13 protein-coding genes are annotated in these 23,535 nt (G+C 36.4%); 10 read left to right on the forward strand and 3 right to left on the reverse strand.

Features of this window, described 5'->3' with window-relative positions; genetic code table 11:
* Positions 1 to 6: 6 nt before the first annotated feature.
* The 3 genes from DMA14_RS17120 (at position 7) to DMA14_RS17130 (ending at position 8,912) form a co-directional block, all read left to right on the forward strand.
* The gene (locus DMA14_RS17120; RefSeq protein ID WP_111425795.1) at positions 7 to 804 is read left to right on the forward strand and encodes a rhamnogalacturonan acetylesterase; all 798 of its coding nucleotides are present in this window, start codon (positions 7 to 9) and stop codon (positions 802 to 804) included.
* An 85-nt stretch (positions 805 to 889) separates the two neighbouring features.
* A complete protein-coding gene (locus tag DMA14_RS17125; RefSeq protein ID WP_111425796.1) occupies positions 890 to 8,176 on the forward strand; it encodes a pectinesterase family protein in 7,287 nt (2,428 codons plus the stop codon).
* Positions 8,177 to 8,255: 79 nt separating this feature from the next.
* Positions 8,256 to 8,912: a hypothetical protein gene (locus DMA14_RS17130; RefSeq protein ID WP_157957727.1), complete on the forward strand. Its 657-nt coding sequence runs from the start codon at positions 8,256 to 8,258 to the stop codon at positions 8,910 to 8,912.
* Positions 8,913 to 9,309: 397 nt separating this feature from the next.
* Here DMA14_RS17130 and DMA14_RS17135 read toward each other — a convergent pair whose 3' ends face one another.
* The 3 genes from DMA14_RS17135 to DMA14_RS17145 form a co-directional block, all read right to left on the reverse strand.
* The gene (locus DMA14_RS17135) at positions 9,310 to 9,729 is read right to left on the reverse strand and encodes a hypothetical protein (protein ID WP_111425798.1); all 420 of its coding nucleotides are present in this window, start codon (positions 9,727 to 9,729) and stop codon (positions 9,310 to 9,312) included.
* 230 nt (positions 9,730 to 9,959) lie between these two features.
* Positions 9,960 to 10,619: a transposase gene (locus DMA14_RS17140; protein WP_111425799.1), complete on the reverse strand. Its 660-nt coding sequence runs from the start codon at positions 10,617 to 10,619 to the stop codon at positions 9,960 to 9,962.
* Entirely contained in the window at positions 10,616 to 11,824 is a 1,209-nt protein-coding gene (locus DMA14_RS17145) for an IS3 family transposase (RefSeq protein ID WP_111425800.1), read from the reverse strand. The genes DMA14_RS17140 and DMA14_RS17145 overlap by 4 nt, the downstream gene beginning before the upstream one ends.
* Before the next feature lie 716 nt (positions 11,825 to 12,540).
* Here DMA14_RS17145 and DMA14_RS17150 point away from each other — a divergent pair.
* From DMA14_RS17150 to DMA14_RS17180, 7 genes are all read left to right on the forward strand, one after another.
* A complete protein-coding gene (locus tag DMA14_RS17150; RefSeq protein WP_111425801.1) occupies positions 12,541 to 14,292 on the forward strand; it encodes an alkaline phosphatase D family protein in 1,752 nt (583 codons plus the stop codon).
* Between the two features lie 170 nt (positions 14,293 to 14,462).
* Positions 14,463 to 15,050: an RNA polymerase sigma factor gene (locus DMA14_RS17155; RefSeq protein WP_111425802.1), complete on the forward strand. Its 588-nt coding sequence runs from the start codon at positions 14,463 to 14,465 to the stop codon at positions 15,048 to 15,050.
* An 89-nt stretch (positions 15,051 to 15,139) separates the two neighbouring features.
* Positions 15,140 to 16,063 carry a FecR family protein gene (locus tag DMA14_RS17160; protein WP_157957728.1) on the forward strand — a complete coding sequence of 308 codons (924 nt, stop codon included), beginning with the start codon at positions 15,140 to 15,142 and terminating at the stop codon, positions 16,061 to 16,063.
* Between the two features lie 147 nt (positions 16,064 to 16,210).
* A complete protein-coding gene (locus DMA14_RS17165) occupies positions 16,211 to 19,585 on the forward strand; it encodes a SusC/RagA family TonB-linked outer membrane protein (protein ID WP_238989997.1) in 3,375 nt (1,124 codons plus the stop codon).
* 7 nt (positions 19,586 to 19,592) lie between these two features.
* Entirely contained in the window at positions 19,593 to 21,026 is a 1,434-nt protein-coding gene (locus tag DMA14_RS17170; RefSeq protein WP_111425805.1) for a SusD/RagB family nutrient-binding outer membrane lipoprotein, read from the forward strand.
* A 10-nt stretch (positions 21,027 to 21,036) separates the two neighbouring features.
* Positions 21,037 to 22,611: a calcineurin-like phosphoesterase C-terminal domain-containing protein gene (locus DMA14_RS17175; protein WP_111425806.1), complete on the forward strand. Its 1,575-nt coding sequence runs from the start codon at positions 21,037 to 21,039 to the stop codon at positions 22,609 to 22,611.
* A gap of 1 nt (position 22,612) precedes the next feature.
* The gene (locus tag DMA14_RS17180; RefSeq protein ID WP_111425807.1) at positions 22,613 to 23,521 is read left to right on the forward strand and encodes a glycerophosphodiester phosphodiesterase family protein; all 909 of its coding nucleotides are present in this window, start codon (positions 22,613 to 22,615) and stop codon (positions 23,519 to 23,521) included.
* Positions 23,522 to 23,535 lie beyond the last annotated feature (14 nt).

Genomic DNA, 23,535 nt, shown 5'->3' on the forward strand with positions numbered 1-23,535 from the left:
AGAATTATGAATTCAAGATTCACTATTTCAATTCTCTGTATGGCTTTGGCATTTGCAGTAATGTCTTTTATAAAACCAAAACCCAAAACTACGGTTTATTTGATCGGGGACTCTACTGTGGCCGATTATGCTAACAATTATGAAGAAGGGAAAGACTATAAGAAAACGCGATATCCTGTTACCGGCTGGGGACAGGTTTTTCAGCAGTTTTTTGTAAAAGACAGTCTAAAGAAAATCGATAGACTGATTAAAACTGACAGTGCTTTTGTTGATGATAGAGCCAGAGGTGGACGAAGCACTAGAACTTTCTTTCAGGAAGGAAGATGGCGCCTGGTTTATGAAAATCTAAAAAAAGGCGATTTAGTTTTAATGCAGTTCGGCCATAATGATGCCGCCGAAGATAAGCCTGAACGATATGTAAATATTGAGGGCTATAAGGAATTTCTAAGGCTTTTTGCAGAACAGACAAGAGCAAAAGGAGCAAAACCGATTTTGATTACGCCTGTAGCGAGAAACTTTCCGTGGAAAGACGGAAAACTGCAGAATATCCATGGTTTATATCCGCAGGCGGTAAAAGAGGTAGCCAAAGAATTGGATGTGCCGTGCATTGATTTAAACCAAAAATCAATCGATTTTTTCACCAAAAAAGGGCAGCCATATGTGAGTGAAAATTATTTTATGAATTTCAAGGGAGGTATATACGAAGCTTATCCGGAAGGACAGAAAGATAACACACATTTTCAAACTAAAGGAGCTGAAGAAGTGGCAAGATTAGTTTTTGAAGGAATGAAAGAATTAAACTAAATTTTTATTAAACCGTCAGAAGGGTTTGAGATACCGGAAAAACTCTTTTGAAAGCTATTACTAACTAAGACCATATTTAAACCAAATGAAAAAACAATTTTTTATTCATCTATTCCTCGTACTGTTTACAGTAATGGGGTTTTCTCAAACTATTGAGAAGATTGAAGCTGAAACATTTAACCAAGCTTCGGGAGCAAGGGCAGAAACCAATGCTGCCCGTTCGGGAGGCGGAAACGTAGGGTATATTAAAAACAATACCTGGATTAAATTTAATGCAGTTAATTTTACCGAATTTGTTACCCGTTTTGATATTGCGGCGGCGGGAGCAACTGGCGGAACTATAGAATTTAGATTGGGTTCTGCAACAGGAACTTTGATTGGTTCTGCAACGATATCAGGAAGCACAAGCTTTACCGATTACAAGAAGTTTTCGGCAGCCATCACGCCAACGACAGGTTCATATGATCTGTATCTTGTTTTTCTTGGACCTGGAACAGGATATTTGTTTAACGTAGATTATTTCGAAAAAGTAACTGACAACCCAAATGCTGTGACGCACAAATTGACTGTAGATGTCAATCCGGCCTCATCTGGAACTGTTACACTTAATCCTGCTGGAACTACATTTGCAAAAGGAACCGAAATAAAATTGACTGCCAATAAAAATTTCGGCTACAGTTTTAAGCAATGGGTAGATGATAAAGGAGCTGTTATTTCAACAGCCAATCCGTTAACATTTACTCTAAACGAAGACATGACCTTAGTTGCGCAGTATGATGCTGTACCAACTTATACTTTAACCGTAAATGCAGACGGAGCTTTTGGTTTAGGCGACTATACGGTTTCTCCCGCAGGAAAAGACGGCGCATTTTCGGTTTACGAAAGCGGAACCAATGTTACGATTACGGCAGTGGAAAACGATATTATAAAATTCAGCAATTGGGCTGATGGATCCACTTCATTAAGCACTTCTGCAGTGATGAATGAAAATAAAACAGTTACAGCAACATATGCCAATCAGACTTTTATTGCGGGATGGACGTTTAAAAATGACCAGTATGCAAATCCGAGAGTGGCCGAATTATATTCTAAAGTAGAAAATAGGCCGCAGCTATTTGCCTATAATATAGCAGACAATGTTTTTGCACCCAATGTTAGACTTCAAAATAGAGGAGGAAAAAACGGATTTTGTGTTTGGAATACCGAAAGAGGAAATTTTTATTATTTTATGACAACACTTTCAACTGTGGGTTATAAAAACATAAATGTTGCTTCTGGTTTATTGGGCTACTATTATGGGTGTGATGAGTGGACATTCCAGTATTCATTAGACGGAGTAAATTTTGTGAATGTTTCGGCTCTAACGACAATCAATACTGGAACGATTACCAATATTGGCGGAGTTCTTCCTGCCGAAGCCGAAGGAAAGGAAAAGATCTATTTAAGATGGATTCCAAATATAAACGGACCAAAACACGGATCTGCAATTGATGTTACAGCTACAATTCTGTCCAATTTAATGATTAAAGCCGATGAGGTTTTGGTTAGCGATGCTGTTGCGCCAGTTTTAGAATCTTCATTTCCAACAGAATCAGCAGGTTCTGTGGCGGCCAATGGAAGCATTATTTTAAACTATAATGAACAGGTTCAATCAGGAACAGGAAATGCAGTTTTAAATGGTAAAAATTTAAATGCCGAATTTGTAAATAAAACAGTAAAGTTCAGCTATTTCGGATTGGAATATAACAAGCAATATACTTTTACGATTCCAGCTGGATTTGTAAAAGACCTTTCTGGAAATGACGGTTCAGCTGTTGCTTTGTCATTTAAAACAATGGAAAAGCCCATTCCTGCCAAACGTAAATTTGATTTAATTGTAGACGCTGACGCTACTGAAGATCAAATTGCCTCAGGAAAATATGTAAAGACAATTGCAGAAGCCTTTAATGCCGCACCTAATAATTCGGCATCCAGATTTTTGGTGCTGATTGCCAACGGGACTTATAATTTGGGTGGAGACGGAACAAATCCGCAGGATGTGGTTTTAAAGCTTCCATCAGGAAAGAATAACGTTTCGCTGGTTGCACAATCTAAAGACAAAGTCATTTTGCAGGGAAATCCAGGATGGGGAATTAAAAATGCTGTTCTCTCTATTGAAGCAAATGATTTGTATATGGAAAATGTAACCATCGAACACAAAGACGGAATTACAACTTCTGGACAAAGACCTGCATTAAACCCTGCCGGAGATCGAAATGTTTATAATGGAGTTCGCCTTAGAAGCAAGCAAGACACGCAAGTAACCGGAGGAAAAAGAAGTTTTTACTATAAATCTACGATCGAAGGAGATGTTGATTTTATCTGTGGCGGCGGAACGCATTGGTTTGAAGAGTGCAAGCTGGTTTCTGTTGCTGCAGGTTATATCGTAGCGCCAAATCATGATACGGCTACTCAATACGGTTATATCTTTAATAACAATACCATTACTGCTTCGACAAGTTATTATTTAGGGCGTCCTTGGCAAAATGCACCAAGAGCTGTTTATCTTAACACCAAAATGATGACTGAACCTAATACAGCCGGTTGGGCAAGTATGGGAACCGTACCAGCACTTTTTGCCGAATACAATAGCGTAAATGGAAATGGCGTAGCAGTAAATACCGATAACAGAACTAATATATTTACAGTAAACGGCGTTGCCCAGACAGGAAATTATAATCCAGTTTTGACCAAAGCGCAAGCTGATGAATTTACGATAGATAATGTATTAAGCGGAACAGACAAATGGGATCCGCGCAGAGTGGTAGAGCAGATTACAAAACCTTCAAATCTTGTGGTATCTGCTGCTAACACTTTAAAATGGGATGAAAATCCGTATGCAATATGTTATGTGATTAGCAAAGAAGGTAAAGTTTTAGGCATTACAACAGAAGCTTCTTTTGCAGATCCTTCAGCGGTTGCGGGAACTTACACCTATACTGTTCAAGCAGCAAATGAATACGGCGGATTAAGCGATTTGAGCAGTATTATTATGGCTGTTAATGGTGGATCGGCTAAATCATCCATTGCTTATCTAAATTCAATTGATGGAACTCCTTTATCGGGTTTAACTCCGACAGAATACATTGAGGGCACAGTGACGAAATTGCCAAACCCAACTTTAGCTGGATATACGTTTTATGGCTGGTCATCTTCTGCCACAACAGCAAATACATTGAATGAAATTGCTGCTACAGCAACAGGAAACCAGACTTTATATGCTTTCTGGGGAGCTGGAGGAAATAACAAGCCAAATGAAGTTACGCCGTCATCAAATTTTGATTATGAATTTACTGCGGCAGCAAATAAAAGCTGGGACAATGCAGGAAATTATAATCCGGCTGTAATGCCAGTTGCAGGTAAAACCGTTTCTTGCACCAAAGAAATCGAAACAACCGCGACAGTTTTTCCTGCCGACATGACTTTATCTGATGCAGGAGCGCTTCGCTTGAGAGGTGCTCATAAAGCTACAGGTGTATTGACTTTTAAAGAAGGAACGCGAGTATACTATAATACAAGCGGTGCAGGCATGGCTTTAGAAGCGCCGATGGTCATTTCTGGAAAAGTGAAATTCGAAATGATTTCGGGTATTGCCAATCAAACCATAATGACTTTAAGCGGTTCCGTATCAGGAAACGGAACCATTTCGCCTTTAAATATCGGTCAAGGTGTTAATGCCAATACAGGAACTCTGCTTCTTAAAGGTGATAACAGCGAATTTATCGGTACTTGGGATCTTAGACAGAAAAGCGTAAAATTCCCAACATTAAATTATCCAACGGTAATTGAAGGCGCTTCTGCAAATGCTTTTGGTTCTGGGAGTATTAAAATCGGTCAGGATAATTATGTTATTTTCAGCCATGAACGTGCAGCTGGTTCCACTTTAAATTTAAATATCACAGAAAATGGGAAAGCGTCATTGAATATCGTTTTAAATGTTCAAAAACTTACTATTAATGGAGTAGATTTTAAAGAAGGAACTTACGATAAAACGACAAATCCTGAATTCTTTAACGGAGAAGGAAAGATTGAAGTTAAAAAAGAAATAACAGGTGGAGGAACTGAAAGCATTCCTGCATTTCCAGGAGCCGAAGGTTATGGAAAATATGTGACAGGAGGCCGTGGCGGAAAAGTGATTTATGTAACAAATCTAAATGATTCCGGTGCGGGTTCGCTTCGTGATGCGATTGGTCAGGCTGGTCCTAGAATTGTTGTTTTTAAAGTTTCGGGAAATATTGAATTGAAAAGCGAATTGAATATTACCGATAATATTACAATTGCAGGACAAACGGCCCCAGGAGGCGGTATCACTTTAAAAGATTATAATGTTAAAGTAAGAGGAAATAACATTATTCTTCGCTATTTGCGCTTTAGAATGGGAGATACTCATGATGTGGAGAATGATGCTTTAGGAGGACGTTTTCAAAAAAATATCATTGTAGACCACTGCTCTATGAGCTGGTCAACGGACGAATGCGTTTCTTTTTATCAAAATGAGAACTTTACGCTGCAATGGTGCATTATTTCTGAAAGCCTTAGGAATTCTGTTCATGCAAAAGGAGCCCACGGATATGGTGGTGTTTGGGGCGGTAGAAATGCTTCTTTCCATCATAATCTGTTAGCGCATCATGATAGCCGCAATCCAAGGTTGGGAGAATATGCAAATGATATTTTTGCAAAAACCGATTTGGTTGACATTCGCAACAATGTAATTTACAATTGGGGCGGAAACAGCTGTTATGGCGGAGATGCCATGAATGTGAATCTGGTAAATAATTATTGGAAACCAGGACCTGGGACTTCAAATTCAACCAAAGAACGCATTCTGTCGACAGGAAGAAGTTTGGACACTGCCTCTCCTTTGTACGGAATTTGGGGGAAATATTTCGTTGACGGAAATTATGTGGTTGGATCAGAAAGAGCCACTCAGGATAACTGGACTTACGGGGTGTATAGCCAGTTTCACGGCAGCCAGCTTCCTGTAAGCGATGCAGATAAAGCTTCACTCAAAATTAGCGCGCCTCATGCTTTTGGAGAAATCACGACTCACAGCGCCACAAAAGCATATGAATTGGTTCTAGAAAATGCAGGTGCCAATTTATACAGAGATGCGGTAGATAAAAGAGCGGTAGAGGATACTCGCTCAGGCAAGGCAAGTATTATGAATGGTGGAAATGGAAGCACAAACGGTTATATCGATACGCCTTCAGCAGCTGGAGGATGGCCAGTACTGCCTTCTGGAGAAGCTCCGACAGATACAGACAGTGATGGTATGCCTGATAAATGGGAAACAGAAAAAGGATTAAATCCTGCCAGTTCGGCAGATGGCAATTTAAAAACGATTGACGGCAAGTATACCAACATTGAGGTTTACATCAACAGTCTTGTAAATCATATTACAGAGAATCAAAACGGGAGTTTAGATGTTTATGTAAATCCTCAGAATTTTGTTGAAAAATACAATGCTGCCGAAAACGGATCAAAATTCATAATGGCAAGCGGCATTTATACAGCCTCAGCTGATCTTGCTGTTAAAAATCATAAATATGCATTTATTCCAGATGCTGGCGCAAAACCTGTTTTCGCAGGATCTTTCGTTTCAGAAAACCCAGAAACTGTTTCAGGAAGCTTCAGTTTTAATGGTGTTGATTTTGATTTAACAAATGGTGGAGCAAGTTTGCTTCAATTGAAAAAAGGAGCAAGTATATCAAGTTTTGAAATTAGAAATTCGACTATCAAAGGAATTAAACAAAGTTTATTAGTTACCGATGGAGTTTCAGAGAATGTGATTTCTAAAATTGTTATAGAAAATTGCATTGTTGATGGAAGCGCAGCAACAGGCGGAAGTTTCATTCAGCCGGATTCTCGCATTGTAAATTCGATTTCGGTTAAAAATTCGACTATTTTCAATTTCGAGAAGGCAAATAGCTTTTTAGTTCTTCAAAATAAAAATGCTGCAACTCAAACACTAAACATTGCTTTTGAAAGCAATACGATTTACAATTCAGGCAATCAAACCGGAAATGGATTTGTGTTTGTAGACAATCAGTACAATAGTGCCTCTGTTTATTCTTTCAAAAATAACATTATCCAAGACGAGCGGGAGAATGCAAAACCGCTTTATTTATTTAATTCTAATAATGCTGCAGGAGCAGGAAAACTGGTTTTAGACAATAATCTTCTTGTTGGCGTTTCTTCTCAGATAGTGAAAGGATCGGTTACTGTGGGAGAGTCTAATATTAAGACATTATTAGGTTTAGGGATGGTGGCACTAGCATACCCAAATCCAGCGCAAGGTAATTTTAGCTTTTCTAAAAATTCTCCATTAGCCAAGGCTTCGTTAGAAGGAAATGTTTTGGGAGATCCAAGATGGCTAAAAGCAGATGCCAAGTTTTCTAAAATAAGCTATTTTAATTCTATTGATGGAAAAGATATTATACTTGATCCTGCCGAATACATGGAAGGTGCGGTTACAAACTTAAAAATTCCAAAATTAGAAGGCTATAGTTTCTTTGGATGGTCCGCGACAGCAACAACGCCTGGATTATTAAAAACGATTCTGGCAACTACTACAGGAAATCAAGTCTTTTATGCTTTTTGGGGAGAAGGAGGAAACAACAAACCAGATCCAAAACCCATTGTTAAATCGGGTGTTTCTTATTTAAATTCAATTGATGGACATGCTATTTCTGGTTTAAATCCCATAGAATATACAGAAGGTACAGTATTAGCATTGCCAGTACCAACCTTAAAAGATTATACTTTTTACGGATGGTCGGTTTCACCAACAGCCCCTAATACTATAAAAGAAATTGCCAGCACTACAACAGGAAATCAGACCTTTTATGCCTTTTGGGGAGTAGACGGAAATAATAAACAGGATGAACCGCCTGCTTTTTATAGCATTTCGTACTTGAATTTGCCTGCAGGAGCAGTTAACCCAAATAAAACGACTTTGCAAACAGGCATTGCTTTTACATTAGAAGAAGCGCAATGTTCGGGATATCGCTTTTTAGGATGGTATGCAGATGCTTTGTACGGAAAAGAAATAATAGGTTTTAGCATTACGCAGAAAGATAATTTTACTCTTTACGGACGCTGGAAAAAACTTGGAGAGTTTTTAGTTTTTCCAACGGTAGCTACAGGAAAAGTAACCTTAAAATCAAGTGCAGAATTTGATCAATTGGTTATTTTCAGCATGAACGGACTTTTGGTTAAAAAAGTTGATGCAATTGGCGCTGAAACGGAGATATCAGTTTCTGATTTGGCTTCTGGCAGTTATTTCATTAAAAGTCTTAAGACGGGACAGACAGCTAGAATTATCGTTAAATAAGTTTATGATTCGGGATGAATTTTAATGCTCATCCCGAATAACAAAAGCAGAGTTTTTTAAAATTAAAATCATCATAGATATGAATAATAATATAAAATTATTAGTCTTGGCTTGTATAATGCTGCTGTCTTCGTGTTCAAGTGAGAGTGAAAGTGGCCAAGATACTAATGCAAACAAAGGATTCCTAAAAATTGGGAGTCAGACGGTAGAATTATCGCAAGGCTATCTGGAGAATTTTGGTATTCGAGGAAATGCCTATAATATTGATTTTTCGTTGCGATCTAAGTCTATTTCTGCTGCTGAGGATGGAGCAGTAGTTTACTTCGAATTGTTTTCTTCTCTTCAAAATAATTTAGCAAAAGGAGATTATAGTTATGGAGGTTTTTCTGAAGCAACAGCTTATACTTTTACAAAATGGGGACAATCTTTATTGGGGAAAAATATCAATGCGGAAAAAGGCGCTCTGTCGATTACAAACGGCACTAGCATTCGGCCTACTGAAGGAACTTTCAAAGTTACCGAAAATGGAGAAAAATATAAAGTTAGTTTTACCGGGAAAGGTACTGCAAGCATTTATAAAGACGGCGTAATTGCGGCAACTCAGAATAATGTTTCTTTTAGCATGCAGTATTTTGGAGATGTAAAGAAATCAGAGGGCAAGATATTTAGTTCTTCAGCTGGGAAAAAAGCTTTGAGCCCAATCGCAGAGAAGGATCATTCCCCAATTTTTAATTAAATTATGATGTCATAAGTTAAATATAATTAATCTAAAGCCTGAATTCTTTCAGGCTTTATTTTTTTTTAATAAACTCTTTTAAATTCTATAATTTTATTAGTTGCTTTTTCGACGGAATCGACGCTTTAGATTAAATATTTGAGATTTTTTATAAATGTCTTATTAAGCTAACACTTATTTTTTATATTTGTTTCAAATACTTGTTTAAATGTTCTCTTGAAACAGGCTGTTTTCCAAGTTAAACTTTTACTTTAGGACAATATTGTCAACGGTTTCTTGTTATTTTCTGTTTTGTAAACTCTGTACTACATTTGTATTTCTTGTCAATGCACGCCTTACAAATTCTGGAGAATTTTTGGAACTCCGATATGGCTTAAAATAGCTATATCTTAACTGGCTAAAGCTTCTCTCTATTTTTTTTGATTTCAGCCACAAGATCCAAAACAAAATTTACTTTAGAGTAGGTTATGTCTTTTTTTATTTTTTCATCGATATAGTTGTTGATCCAATTGATATCCTTCTGCTGGATTAAAAGGGATGTTGCAATTAATGGCGGCCTTTTGCCTTTTTTAATTTTTCTGTAGAACCTTCTTTCAGCCCCTTCACCGCAGGTGATTCTGGGATGCTTTTTTTTCAGGAATCGCAGCCCGTCTTTAAAGATCCGCTTGAAATTATACCTGACATCGGATTGGATTTTATGGCTGATCTCTGAAAACAGGTAGGCATACGATTCTTCAGGAATCTGCATGCTGAAGCTCTTTGTCTGGTTTTTGGAACTGGCCGATTTCGGGTTGCCGGTCTTGATCTGCTTTGTCATAATCCAAAAAAATGAAGTTATACCATTAGTTCAAAATTAATGTTTTTCCTAATTCAAAATTAGCCTATTTTTAGTTTTTCAATGCGTTCAGAGGATTTGTGCCAATAATGGAGCATTGGCGGAGCTTGGTTTTTTGAAAAAAAAATAAAGCGGGCAATCTTTTTTTTCCGTTTTTAGCTGCTGGTTTTACGCGGTTTGCAAATATGCAGTCTGCAGCTAGAATAAAGGCATCAATTGCTTATTCCTCTATCTGCGCAGGTAGCCCTAGGTAACATCTGATATTCCAAGTTCCCTTTAATTTTCTTTGTTCTGATTGTTAAGCCCAGTTCATTCATATATTTGTTTACTGTAAAGCTTGAAATTTCATATCCCATATTCTGGAGTTCAGCTGCAATTCTTTTGCTGCCATAGCGCTTCTCGCAAGCATAGAAAATATTGGATATTTCTTCCTGAATTAAAATTTTTCTTTTTTGCCTTTCGGAAAGCAAGGGATTTTTCCATTTATGGTAGGTAGGCCTGTTTACTTCTAAAACACTGCACATTAATCTTATGGAGTATGATTTTTCATTTTCCGCAATGAAGGAAAAGAGCTGCGCTCTTTCTTTAAGGAGAAATCTCCCCGCTTTTTTTAAGATTTCAAATTTAAGATTTGCTTTTATTATTTTTTTTTCGAGATCATGGATCTGCTGGTCTTCTGGACTTAATTTAAGCCTTCCGAATCCTGGAAAACTTCCGCTTCCGTATTTGAGAGCATCCTGCTGCCATCTGCATAATGTGCATCTGAGAATGCCAAGTTCTTTTGCTGCTCCGGCAATATTGCCTTTTTCATAGCTTAGCGCCACTGCTCTGTTTTTGAAATCACGGCTAAAAACTCTTTTTCTTTCCTTCATATTGTTAATTGATGATTTTCATTTATGCCCAAAGGCGCATCTTCTGATTTGATTTGTATGGCATTAAATTCTTCTATTGTCTGATAATCCAATGAAGAGTGTCTCCTTTTTTTATTATACCAATTTTCTATGAAATTGAATATTTCTGCTTTAAGCTGCATATGGGGAAGCAGTTTTATTCTATATATCAGTTCTTTTTTTAATGAACTGAAGAAGCTTTCGCATACGGCATTATCCCAATGGGTCCCTTTTCTGCTCATGCTTCGCGTACAGCCGTATAATTCTAATTTTCCAGAGAAAGATTCGTTGGCGTACTGGACCCCTCTGTCGGAGTGGAAGATCAATCCCTCTTTAATTTTTCTATTGTTCACGGCCATTTCAAAGGCTGGCAAAGTGGTTGCCCTGGTCTGCATTGTGCTGCTGCAGCTCCAGCCGATTATCTTTCGGTCGTATAGATCCATTATGATGGTTAGGTATAGGAATCCTCGATCAGTTTGGATGTACGTGATGTCGGAAACCCAAACTTTAGATGGGGAATCTGTTTTAAATATCCCGTTAAGAATATTTTTGGGAACATAGTTATTATGATTAGAATCTGTTGTCTTTTTAAATTTTCGAGCAGTTATGCGGCGCAGCCCAAGTTCTTTCATATAAAAAGAAACCGTGCTCTCTTTTATTGCATATCCTAGCGCTTGCAGCTCTCTGGTAATTTTAGTTTTTCCATACCGTTTTTTATGGAGGAAGTAAATTGAAGCGATGTCTTTTTTTAATGCGATTATATTTTTCCGCCTCTCGGAGATGCCATGTTTTTTCCATTTGAAATAGCCTCTTAAACCAATTTCAAGTACATTGCACATTTCTTTGATAGAATACTTTTTTTCATTATTCTTTATGAATTCATAAATTGTCAATTTGTTTTGGAAAAGATAGCTGGAGCCGTCTTTTAATATTTCATATCTTAATTCAGATTCCTTGCATTCTTTAGAAAGTTCAAAGCGCTTTTTGTCTTTAGGATGGACTCTAGCATAACCGGGCCCCAAGAAACTTGCAGATCCGTATTTTTCATATTCCCTTCTCCATCTGGAAAGCGCGCAGGGGAGCACCCCAATTTCTTTTGCAATATCCTTTAGCGTTCTTCCTCTGTAACTGGCTAAAATAGCGTCTTCTTTAAATTTGCGGTCAAATTTTCTTCGTTTCTCTGCCATTTTTTTTTAAAATTTTGGTTTGTAGATCTCGATTTTGAAATTCACTTCTTACCGGCTAAAATAATCCTTATAGCTGGACTTGTATTTTTTTATCTTAAAGTTTGCATCAAAAGCATTTGATATTCTGAATAGAGAAATTTGTCTTACTTCTGGAGATGTGACTGCGCTGTTTGAGAAAGTGTATCTTCGTTTTTCATTTGAGAATTTTCATTCTTAATCAGATAGTTTTTTTGGGTTAGAATAAGAAAGGAGATTTATAAAACTAATAGAAAGACTTTTTAATTTAACATTTATTTTTATATTTTTGTTTCAACTACTAAGTTAAAAGTTCTTTCGAAAACCATATTATTCTGCAAAAGTATTGGACACATTACCAATGGTGTTTTTGTAAGATTTTAAATTGTAAATTTTTGTACCTCATTTGTACCTCAAGATTGTCTAACCCTTATGAATTAAGGAAAGTTAATTTCTGCATTGGCAAATAGAGGGCGCAAAGAAACATAAAATAAAAACAAAAAAAATAGCTAAAATGTTTGCAGTTAACATTTTTAGCTATTTTTTTTATTCAATTCTTTTTGAGAAAATATAATCAAGATATACTTTTTAAGAGCTTTGCAAATCAATATTTATATAGTAAATATATTGTTAATATAATTTTAAAAGTGACGTAACTTCAATTCTGATAATAGATTGTTTTTTTGATATAAAAATTTTTTATGGAAAATAACAATGATTTTAGCAGAAGAAGGTTTCTTAAGAATTCTTTATTAGTTGCTGGAGGAGTTTTCATAGCTCCTCTAATTGAAAGTTGCAGTGATGATGATAAAACAGATAACAGCGGTGCACCAGAAGGAATGAAAAATGAAGGGTTCGAGACTGGAGTGGCCAGTTTTGACCCAACTGAAACAGGTGTCATTATTTGGACAAGATATTCCTCAGGCTCAGATGCTGAAATTACTTGGGAAATTAGCAAGGATTCTTCGTTTACTGAAGTAACTAGAAAAGGTCAGGCTAGTGCATCATCAATGAATGATTTTACAATTGCAGTAGATGTTCAAAACATTCCTTCCAATACTAAGTATTATTATCGATTCTATAATGCTAAAACCAAACAAGTAACCGTTACAGGAGAAACGCGCACTCTGCCATCAAAAACAGATTCAGTTAATGATGTGAAAATGGCTGTTGTTTCTTGTTCTAATTTTCCGGCAGGACTTTTTAATGTGTATGGAGCAATTGCTTCTTCTGATGCAGATGTCGTTGTTCACTTGGGAGATTATATTTATGAATATGCTCCGGGACAGTATGGGACAAATCCGTTTACAAATCCGCTTGGCAGAGAACACAGACCGGCAAAGGAAATTACAAGTCTAAGTGATTATAGAGAACGTTATAGACAATATAGAGGAGATAAGAACTTGCAGCTTCTTCATCAGAAAAAGCCTTTTATCTGTGTTTGGGACGATCATGAATTTGCCAATGATACTTATAAATCAGGTGCCGAAAACCATCAGCCTTCTGAGGGAGATTTTCAAATGAGAAAAATGGCTGCATTTCAAGCCTACAGCGAATATATTCCTCTTAAAACAGGAAAAGACCTTAGAATCTATAGAAGCTTTAATTTTGGAAATATTCTTTCGCTTTATATGATGGATACTAGGGTTATTGCAAGAGATAAACAAATGAGCTATGCTGATTACATTGATAATGGAGGCAATTTTGACCAGACAAAATTCAGAACAGACCTTTTAAGCGCAAGCAGAAAATTAATTGGAAATGAACAGATGACTTGGCTGGGATCACAGATTAATGCAGATACTGCGAAATGGAAAGTATTAGGTCAGCAGATTTTAATGACGAAAATGATGATTCCAGCAGAATTATTAATACTGCTTAATCAGATTTTGACAGAAGTGGATAAGTTAGGAAGTGCACAGCCAGCTACTATGCAAGCACTAATTAATGCAATATCTGCACTCGTTGTTCTTAAAATGAGACATCAGCAGAAAGATCCTTCTTTAACGGCTCAGGAAATTGCCAGAATTACAACCACTTTACCTTATAATCTAGATGCGTGGGATGGTTATTTTGCAGAAAGGGAACAGCTTTATGCCATGCTTTCAGGAAAAAATGTTGTCGTGTTGGCGGGAGATACTCATAATGCTTGGATGGGAAAATTGACCGATATGCAAGGAAAATTTATAGGAACTGAAATAGCTTGCAGTTCTGTTTCATCTCCAGGATTAGAAGCCTATCTTGGAATTACTTCCGATCCTTCAAAAGCAATTGAATTGGCGCAAGCTTTTACTATTCTAATAGATGATTTGGAATATGCCAATTTATACAAACGAGGATATACCTATTTAAAATTTACGGTGTCTGGTTCTGAAGCTGAATGGAGATTTGTAGACAGTGTCACAACTGAAACTACTACTACAATTACAGAAAAAAAATATACTATAGCCTAGTAAATTTCTTTGGTACTGTCGAAATTTTTTTAAAAGTGCGAATGAATTAAATGAAAAAAAGGAACAGAAGTAATCTTGTTCCTTTTTTTATGAATTTAATTTAACACAAAGTTAAATTAGTTTCTTAGGTATTTTTTATCAGTTCCTTTTCATTTGTTTTTTTAATCTATATGGAAAAAGATCTATTGAAAATGCCAGACGATGAACTTCAGAAATTAATTTTTGAAGGAAGCGATGCTGCGTTTTCAATTATTTTTAACCGTTATTGGAAAAAGCTTTATTCTTATGCATTTAAAATATATAAAGATGAGGTGATCTGCGAAGATATCGTACAGGAAATCTTTATAAGCCTTTGGAAAAATGCCTCAAACACTGTAATTCTAAATCTTGAAGCTTACCTTTTTAGAGCCGTAAAATATAAGATTGCCAATCAAATTAGAAATCTGAAATTTGACCAGCAGCATATCGATATATTAGAGAGTATTCCTGACCCAAATCTGACTATAAATGATTTGGAATATATTGATTTAGAGAAAAATATCAATGATCAAATTAATAAGTTAACCCCAAAATGCAGAGAGGTTTTTCTCCTCAGCCGCATGGATCATTTTACAAATGCTGAAATTGCAGCAAAACTAGATCTTTCAATTCATACTGTAGAGAAACACATCAGCAATGCTCTAAAGCAGCTTCGTTTAAACAACACTTCTTATAATTATCTTCTTTTTTACTGGGCAGCGTTCTTTTATGTTAACTAAAAAACACTGGTTTTAAGAAAACGTTAAGCCTGCATTTTCGACTACTTGTTCGATTCAAAAAATGTGACTTGTCTATAAAAGCACATATTTTGAAAAAAGAAATCTTTTTGCAGTTAGCAAAAAAATACGAAGAAGGCATCTGCACACCTGAAGAAAAAATAGCAGTTGAATCATTTTTTGATAAGATGCAGGATCAGTCGTCAGACATAGAATTATCTGATGAAAAAGGTGATGTAATTTTAAATAAGATCTTTTTAGAATTGCAGGTAAAACCAAAAAAATATTCAATTCGAAAACTATTAAAAGTAGCAGCGATTCTAGTTGTCGGACTTTCGATTGCATTTTTTGCAGCTCAATTTATTTTCCAGCCTGCAGCAATTACCCAAATTACTGCTAAAGGAGAAAAGAAAGAAATTTTCCTTGAAGACGGAACTGTCATTGTACTAAACTCAAACAGTAGCATTACTTATCCGGAAGAATTTGAAACCACAAGAAATATTAAATTGGTTGGGCAGGCTTATTTTAAAGTTTTCAGAGATGTAAAACGCCCTTTTATTGTACAAACTCACGACGTAAAGGTTAGAGTGCTCGGAACTTCATTCGATATCAATTCCTATAACCATCACGACACTAAAGTAAGTGTTATCAGCGGGAAAGTTGAAGTGAGTTCACCAACTGGAAAAAAAGTGCAGATTACCAAAAATCAGCAAGCCGATTTAATTAAGAATTCAGATTTACAGATTTCTACAGAAAACAGCGAAGATAAAATCGCCTGGATTAGTAATACCATTATGCTTAAAAACACCAAGCTTTCTGAAACAGTTAAAATTATTGAGAATTGGTACAATGTTGATATTACAATTGAAGATCCAGAATTAAACAATCTTACCATTTCTGGAAAGTTTAAGGATGAAAAATTGGAGAATGTATTGGAAAGTATTGCCTATTTAAAAAACCTAAAGATTAATTACACAACTAAAAACCAAATAACTATAAGAAAAAAGACACCTTAAAAAAAGACAAAAAAACAAACCCGCTTCCGGTGCAACGGAAACGGGCGATTTTAAAAGACTAAAAATAAAATCTATAGCCTAATAGTAATGAATACGAAACTACAATTTTTTTTCAATAAGTATATAAAGATGAAAAATCTTTACTTAATGATTTTATTAATTTTTTCCTTTAAAGGATTTGCCTTAGGACAGGGCAAAGATGTGCAGATAAGCCTTAACCTAAAAGATGCCGCAATTACTGAGTTCTTCAACGCAGTCGAACAAAAAACCTCTTTTACTTTTGTTTTCGACGAAAAAATAACCGGAACATCACAGCGCATTTCAATCTATGCAGAAAAAGAAAGTCTTGACGGAGTGCTTGCAAAGGTGGCCTCTAAAACTGGACTTTCATTTAAAAAACTGAATAACACTATCACAGTTACCAAAAATCTTCGTGCACAAATGAATGTACGCGGAAAAGTTTTGGATGAAAGCGGTATGCCAATGCCGGGAGTTACCATTCTAGAAAAAGGAACAAAAACTACTACAATGACAGATATGCAAGGAAATTTCAGCTTTGCTGTAAATGCTTCGGCTGTTTTGGTTATTTCCTATATGGGGTACGTAACTCAGGAAGTTGCCGCAAATGCTAATCCACTTACCATAATAATGAAACCAAGTACGAGTGAATTGAATGAAGTTGTGGTAACTGCTTTAGGAATTAAAAGAGAAGAAAAAAAATTAGGATTCTCGCAACAGACTATAAAATCTGATAATTTATCTCAGGGGCGACCAAACAACTGGTCATCTGGGTTAAAAGGAAAAGTGGCAGGTTTGAGCATTACTTCTACAGGTTCTGGCCCGTTAAACTCACAGCAGATTACGCTGAGAGGAAACAGATCTTTAAGCCCAAAAGGGAATTATGCGTTGATTGTTGTAGATGGAGTTCCAGTTAATGCTGAAATGACAACTTCGGGTTCGAGCAGTGCATACATGGGAGAAGATTCGCCAATTGATTACGGAAACGGAATTTCTGATCTTAATCTAGATGATATCGATGAAGTTACAGTTTTAAAAGGTGCAGGTGCAACTGCACTTTATGGAAGCCGTGCGGCAAACGGAGCCTTAATTATTACGACAAAATCTGGAAAGAAAAACAAAGGTTTAGGAATCTCTTTTAATACAGGAGCAACATTTGATGTGATCCAAAGATGGCCAGATTATCAATATAGTTACGGACAGGGAACAGGAAATTCGCCAGATGCTTCGGGCAACCAATATTATTCTTATGGAAATTCGGCAGACGGAACTTCAACCAGCGGAACCAGCAGTGCTTGGGGACCCGCTTTTACAGGTCAGAATTTTTACCAATATGATCCTGCTTTGCAAGGACAGTCAGCGCAGAGATTGCCTTGGCAGTCTTACAGAGATAATCGTAAAGATTTCTGGAGAACCGGTGTGACTTTAAATAATAATATTTCTATTCAGGGTGGAGATAACAAAGGATCGATGCGTCTTTCAGTTGGAAATCAGAAGAATGAATGGATTATGCCAAATACAGGTTTTGACAGGGTTACAGCGGCTGTTAATGCCAATTATCAGGTGTCTGACAAAATTAAATTGGGAACGGCAATCAATTATAATACAAGAAATAGTGACAATTTGCCTTCTACAGGTTACAATAATGGTTCTATCGCTTATTTTATGATTTTTCAGCAGCCAAATATCGATTTGGACTGGTATCGTCCGATTTGGGTGAAAGGCAAAGAGCAGATAGAGCAGTTGCATCCATTTAGTTCTTTTATAGACAATCCGTATTTAATTGCTTATGAAGCGACCAACACATTAGACAGCGACCAGATTGTGGGGAATATTTTTGCTAACATCACTTTATCGTCTAATTTAGAATTAATGCTTCGTTCTTCTATGAACACTTACAACCAGACAAGAGAGCAAAAAAGGCCTTACAGCATCAACAGATATGCAAAAGGATTCTACGAAAGACAAGATGTTTTCAAACAAGAAATCAACTCAGATTTTCTCCTTTCTTATAAAAAAGATTTCGGAAACAAATTCTCTCTTGCTGCTTCAGCGGGAGGAAATGCTATGAGTTATAAATACAGAAGAACAGAAGCCGAAGTAACAGGTTTGGTTGTGCCAGGAGTTTATAAACTTTCTAATGGTTCAAGTGCACCAATTTTGACTTTAGGCGATGCTTATAAAAAAATGAGCAGTTTGTATGGTTTGGTATCGATGTCTTATGCGGAAATGCTTTTTGTTGATATTACAGGAAGAAACGACTGGACTAGTACGCTTCCCGTTGAGAACAATTCATTCTTCTATCCGTCGATTAATACAAGTGCGGTTATTTCTGAAATGGTTTCACTGCCTAAATCAATTGATTTCTTAAAATACAGACTTTCTTTTGCTCAGGTAGGAAATGATACAGAGCCTTATAAAACGCAGAAATATTACGGACAAAGTGCTTTTCCAAGTTCTGCGCAGACTTTGACAGTTTTATACAACGATCATTTCAAACCTGAAATTACAACAAGTTTCGAAACAGGTTTTGAAATCAGAATGTTTAAAAACCGACTTACAGCAGATGCTACAGTTTACGAGAGTGTAACGAAAAACCAGATTATCGATATTCCTATGGATTTCTCAACAGGTTATAGCGGAGCGGTTTTAAATGGAGGAAAAGTGAGAAACCGAGGTATCGAAATTACCCTTGGAGGAAAAATTATTGATGGTGAAAAGTTTAAATGGAATTCAACTGTAAACTGGTCACGTAATTGGAATAAAGTAATGGAACTTCCTGAAGGAATCGATGGCCAGCAGATTATTGGTACAGGAGGAACAGCTTCTATCATTGCAAAAGTGGGCGGAACTACAAGCGCCATTTACGGTTTCGGATTTGTACGCTCTCCTGATGGCCAGATCGTTTATGATAATGCAGGTCTTCCGGCATATCCTGAGGAAATTCAATATATCGGAGATGCAAGCCCAAAATGGAAAGCAGGTTGGGTTAATAGTTTTTCAATTGGAAACTTTACTATGAATGTGACTATTGACGGTCAGTATGGAGGAATTATTTATTCGCAGACACATCACAAGCTTTCTGAACAGGGAAAACTAAATTCAAATAGTATGGGCAGGGAAACTGGCTTTATCATTGGTGAAGGTGTGGTTCAAAATGCAGACGGTTCTTATTCTCCAAATACTGTACAAGTAAAAACAGCAGATTGGTATACTCGTTATTACAGAAGAGCCAATATCGAATCCAACTCTTTTGATGCTTCTTTTGGAAAACTTCGCGAGATCAGCCTTCAATATAATATGCCAAAAAGATGGCTTAAAAATACAGGACTTCAGTCGGTTCAGTTTTCACTTTTCGGAAGAGATTTAGCAACCGTTTCAGATTTCCCAATTTACGATCCTGAGACAGCAGCATTAAACGGAGATACTATTTTACCAGGTATCGAAATGGGACAGATGCCGTCTCCAGCCACTTACGGTTTCAATTTAAGTTTGACTTTATAATAAGACAATGAAAAAGATAAAAATTACAGCAATATTATTACTGCTTACAGGACTTGCTATTTCCTGCACAGGAGGTTATGAAGAACTAAATGAGAATCCTAATCTTATTACCGAAATAAGTCCGGGAACTTTAATCAACCCAATTATTTACGGAATTGCTTCTCAAAACGCAACTCAAAGCGTAGATGTCACTTTCAATCTAATGCAGGTTTCACTTCCTTTTCCGAGTATCTCAGGAGGTTTGCATCGTTATGATGTAAGCAACAATATTGGAAACTCAGCATGGAATAATTATTACAAATGGCTTAACAATATTAGAGAAATGCGAATGGCTTCTGTAAAAGCAGGAGACGGCAATTATGAGGCAGTGGCGTTAACACTAAATGCGTTGGTGTATGCTAATCTTACCGATCTTTTTGGGCCAGTTCCGATGACCGATGCTGCACGAGGAGAAGATGGCATTTTATATCCAAAGTATGATACGCAGGAATTTATCTATGAAACGATTTTAGCTGATTTAGAAAGAGCTAATACTTTGTATGATACAAGCAAAGCCATGATTTATACAGAAGATATTTTGTTTCAAAACAATGTCCTGAAATGGAAGAAATTTACCAATTCTCTTAAAATGAGATTATTGCTAAGAGTTTCAAACAGAACAGAAACGGGAGCTTTTGCAAAACTGGCTTATATGGCAGATCATCCTGAAGTGTATCCTGTTTTTACTAATACTGCCGAAAGCGCAATTTTGAAAATAACAGGCGTATCTCCAAATGTTTCTCCGTGGGGAAGACCGCAGGATTTCAATCTTAACATCAAAATGGCTTCTTTCTTTATTGATAATTTGAACACGCTCGAAGACCCAAGAAGGGCAATAATTGCAACAGGTGCGACAGCTTTGGTTACGAATGCACCAATTGGATTTAAAGGAATTACAAGTGCTTATGCAGGTTCAGATTCTCAGTTCAAATATAATGCTTCAACGCTTTTGAACACGCAGGTGCAAAATCCAATGCAGATTTTTCTTTTAACGTATGCTGAGGTTGAATTCATAAAAGCAGAATTAGCACAAAGAGGTCTTATTACTGACGCCGCAGGACATTATGAAAAAGGAGTGAGAGCAGGAATCGAACAATTAAAAGCGACCACTCCAACAACTTATTTTAGCAAACCGGAAGCACAGTACGACGGAACTTTACAAAGAATCATGCTGCAGAAATATTACGCTTTATATTTTACAGATTATCAGCAATGGTTTGAATATCGTAGAACAGGATTTCCTGTATTGCCTACAACAACCGCGATGTTAAACAATGGAATTATGCCATCTCGATTCACTTATCCAGATAATCAGCAGATTAAAAATACCGAAAACTATCACAAAGCAGTTGAAATGGTTGGAGGCGATAATATCAATACTAAAGTTTGGTGGGATAAATAAATAATAAAAAATGAAAAAGACATTTATATATAGCGCATTATTGTTTTGTGGTGTTTTAACAGCGCAGACATCTGTAAAAGGAATCGTGTTTGAAGATTTAAATCAAAACGGTAAAAAGGAAAAAAAAGAAAAAGGCATTGCAAATGTTGCCGTGACCAATGGTCGTGAAGTAGTTTTAACCGATAAAAAAGGAAACTACGAACTGCCATTGCAAAGTGATGCTATAATTGCCGTAATCAAACCTTCTGGTTATAAGATTCAGGTTAATAAAGATAATTTGCCGCAGTTTTTCTACAATCATAAACCAGCTGGTTCTCCTAAAGGAAAATTTGAAGGAGTTGCCCCAACAGGAAAATTGCTGGAATCTGTAGATTTTGGATTGCTTCCACAAAAGGAAACCAATGATTTTACAGCGCTTGTTTTTGGAGATCCACAGCCGTATAATCTGGAAGAAGTTGATTTTTTTGCAAGAGGAATTGTTGCAGAAGTAGAAGGTATTAAAAACATTCCGTTTGGATTAAGCATGGGAGATTTGGTTGGAAACGATCTTAGTTTATTCAATCCTTACATTCAGGCGGTAAAAAAAGTTGGAATTCCGTGGTACAATCTTTTAGGAAATCACGATTTAAATTTTGATGCCAAAGAAGATAAATTGGCAGATGAAACATACGAAGCTCATTTTGGTCCAGCCAATTATGCTTTCAATTACGGAAAAGTGCATTTTATTGTTTTAGATGATGTTTTGTATCCAGATCCGAGAGATCATGAAGGTTATTGGGGCGGATTTACAGAAGAGCAAATGCAGTTTATAGCAAATGATCTTAAAACGGTTCCAAAGGAAAATTTAATTGTATTGGCTTTTCATATTCCGATAAGCGAACCAGATAGCAAAGACGATTCTTTTAGAGATGAAGACCGTCAAAAGCTATTCGAATTATTGAAAGATTTCCCAAATACGCTTTCACTTTCGGCGCATACGCATTTGCAGAGACAGGATTTTTTCGAAAAGAAAGACGGCTGGCTGCAGAAAAGTCCACATCACCATTACAATATCGGAACAACTTCGGGTGATTGGTATTCCGGAAAACTGGATGAAAAAGGAATTCCAATTTCGGTTATGCGAGATGGAACGCCAAAAGGGTATGCTTTTATCCATTTTAATGGAAATAAATATACTGTTGATTATAAAGTGGCGGGAAAACCAGAGAACTATCAAATGAAAGTTTTCGCTCCAAAAGTCGTAGCAAAAGGAAAACGTACCAAATCGGGAGTATTTGCCAATTTTTTTATGGGAAGTAAAAAAGATAAAGTCGTTTACCGTGTAGATCAAGGAGAATGGAAAGAAATGAATTACGTAGAAGTAGAAGATCCATCGTATGTTGAGTTGGTTTACGAATGGGAATTATCGGAGGTGCTTATGCCAGGAAAACGTTCTTCTGATCCTGAAAAAAGTACGCACGTTTGGAGAGGAAATATTCCTTCTGATCTTGCTATTGGAGAACATGCTATCGAAATCAAAGCGACGGATATGTTTGGTAAAACGCATTCGGCAAATACAACTTACAGAATTGATAAAGTGAAATAAAATGTCAAAATTCAAAAAGATAATTTCTGTCTTAATTGCAGTGTCAGCAATATATTCCTGTCGAAATCAGAAGGCAGTTATAGCAAAAAAAACGATAGAAGTTCAGGGACACCGAGGAGATCGAGGCAATTTTCCTGAGAATTCTATTCCTGCTTTTCTAAGTGCTGTAAAAAAAGGTGCAGACGTTGTAGAACTGGATGTTGTGATTTCCAAAGATCAGAAAGTAGTCGTTTCGCATGAGCCTTTTATGTCTTCGCAATATATGCTTGACAGCGAAGGAAAAACAATTGTAAAGGATAAAGAAAAGAGTTTCAATCTTTATGAAATGACATACGACAGCATTAGAAAGTTTGACGGAGGTTCAAGAGGGAATAATGCTTTTCCTATGCAGCAGAAACAAAAAACATACAAGCCTTTACTGTCAGAAGTGATTGATAGTGTTGAAGATTATATTGCTAAAAACAATCTGAAACCAGTACGATACAATATCGAAATCAAATCTGAAAAATCGGATTATGGAAAAAGACAGCCAGAACCAGAAGCATTTACTGATTTGGTAATGAAAATCGTTAAAGAAAAAGGAATTGTGCAAAAGATAAACATTCAGTCTTTTGACCCGACAGTATTAAATGTGATGCATAAAAGATATCCAAAAACAAAAATTGCCTATTTGGTTGGAGATGGTGGCATCGCTAAAAATCTTTTGTTGCTTGATTTTAAGCCAGAAATATACAGTCCGCATTATAAATTGTTGAACCAAGAAGCAGTGGATTCGCTTCGGTTCATGAAGATGAAAATTATTCCGTGGACTGTTAATGATGACAAAGCAATTGATAATATGATACAACTTCAGGTAGACGGAATTATTACAGATTATCCTGAAAAAGTATTGAAAAGAAGGGCACTTTAAAACTTTACATATAT

The organism is Flavobacterium sharifuzzamanii, from assembly GCF_003254585.1.
GTDB lineage: Bacteria > Bacteroidota > Bacteroidia > Flavobacteriales > Flavobacteriaceae > Flavobacterium > Flavobacterium sharifuzzamanii.

What these genes read in the sequence shown, in the direction of transcription:
- DMA14_RS17120 (WP_111425795.1), top strand. Translation starts at nt 7, where the DNA reads ATGAATTCAAGATTCACTATTTCAATTCTCTGTATGGCTTTGGCATTT.
- DMA14_RS17125 (WP_111425796.1), top strand. Translation starts at nt 890, where the DNA reads ATGAAAAAACAATTTTTTATTCATCTATTCCTCGTACTGTTTACAGTA.
- DMA14_RS17130 (WP_157957727.1), top strand. Translation starts at nt 8,256, where the DNA reads ATGAATAATAATATAAAATTATTAGTCTTGGCTTGTATAATGCTGCTG.
- DMA14_RS17135 (WP_111425798.1), bottom strand. Translation starts at nt 9,729, where the DNA reads ATGACAAAGCAGATCAAGACCGGCAACCCGAAATCGGCCAGTTCCAAA.
- DMA14_RS17140 (WP_111425799.1), bottom strand. Translation starts at nt 10,619, where the DNA reads ATGAAGGAAAGAAAAAGAGTTTTTAGCCGTGATTTCAAAAACAGAGCA.
- DMA14_RS17145 (WP_111425800.1), bottom strand. Translation starts at nt 11,824, where the DNA reads ATGGCAGAGAAACGAAGAAAATTTGACCGCAAATTTAAAGAAGACGCT.
- DMA14_RS17150 (WP_111425801.1), top strand. Translation starts at nt 12,541, where the DNA reads ATGGAAAATAACAATGATTTTAGCAGAAGAAGGTTTCTTAAGAATTCT.
- DMA14_RS17155 (WP_111425802.1), top strand. Translation starts at nt 14,463, where the DNA reads ATGGAAAAAGATCTATTGAAAATGCCAGACGATGAACTTCAGAAATTA.
- DMA14_RS17165 (WP_238989997.1), top strand. Translation starts at nt 16,211, where the DNA reads ATGATTTTATTAATTTTTTCCTTTAAAGGATTTGCCTTAGGACAGGGC.
- DMA14_RS17170 (WP_111425805.1), top strand. Translation starts at nt 19,593, where the DNA reads ATGAAAAAGATAAAAATTACAGCAATATTATTACTGCTTACAGGACTT.
- DMA14_RS17175 (WP_111425806.1), top strand. Translation starts at nt 21,037, where the DNA reads ATGAAAAAGACATTTATATATAGCGCATTATTGTTTTGTGGTGTTTTA.
- DMA14_RS17180 (WP_111425807.1), top strand. Translation starts at nt 22,613, where the DNA reads ATGTCAAAATTCAAAAAGATAATTTCTGTCTTAATTGCAGTGTCAGCA.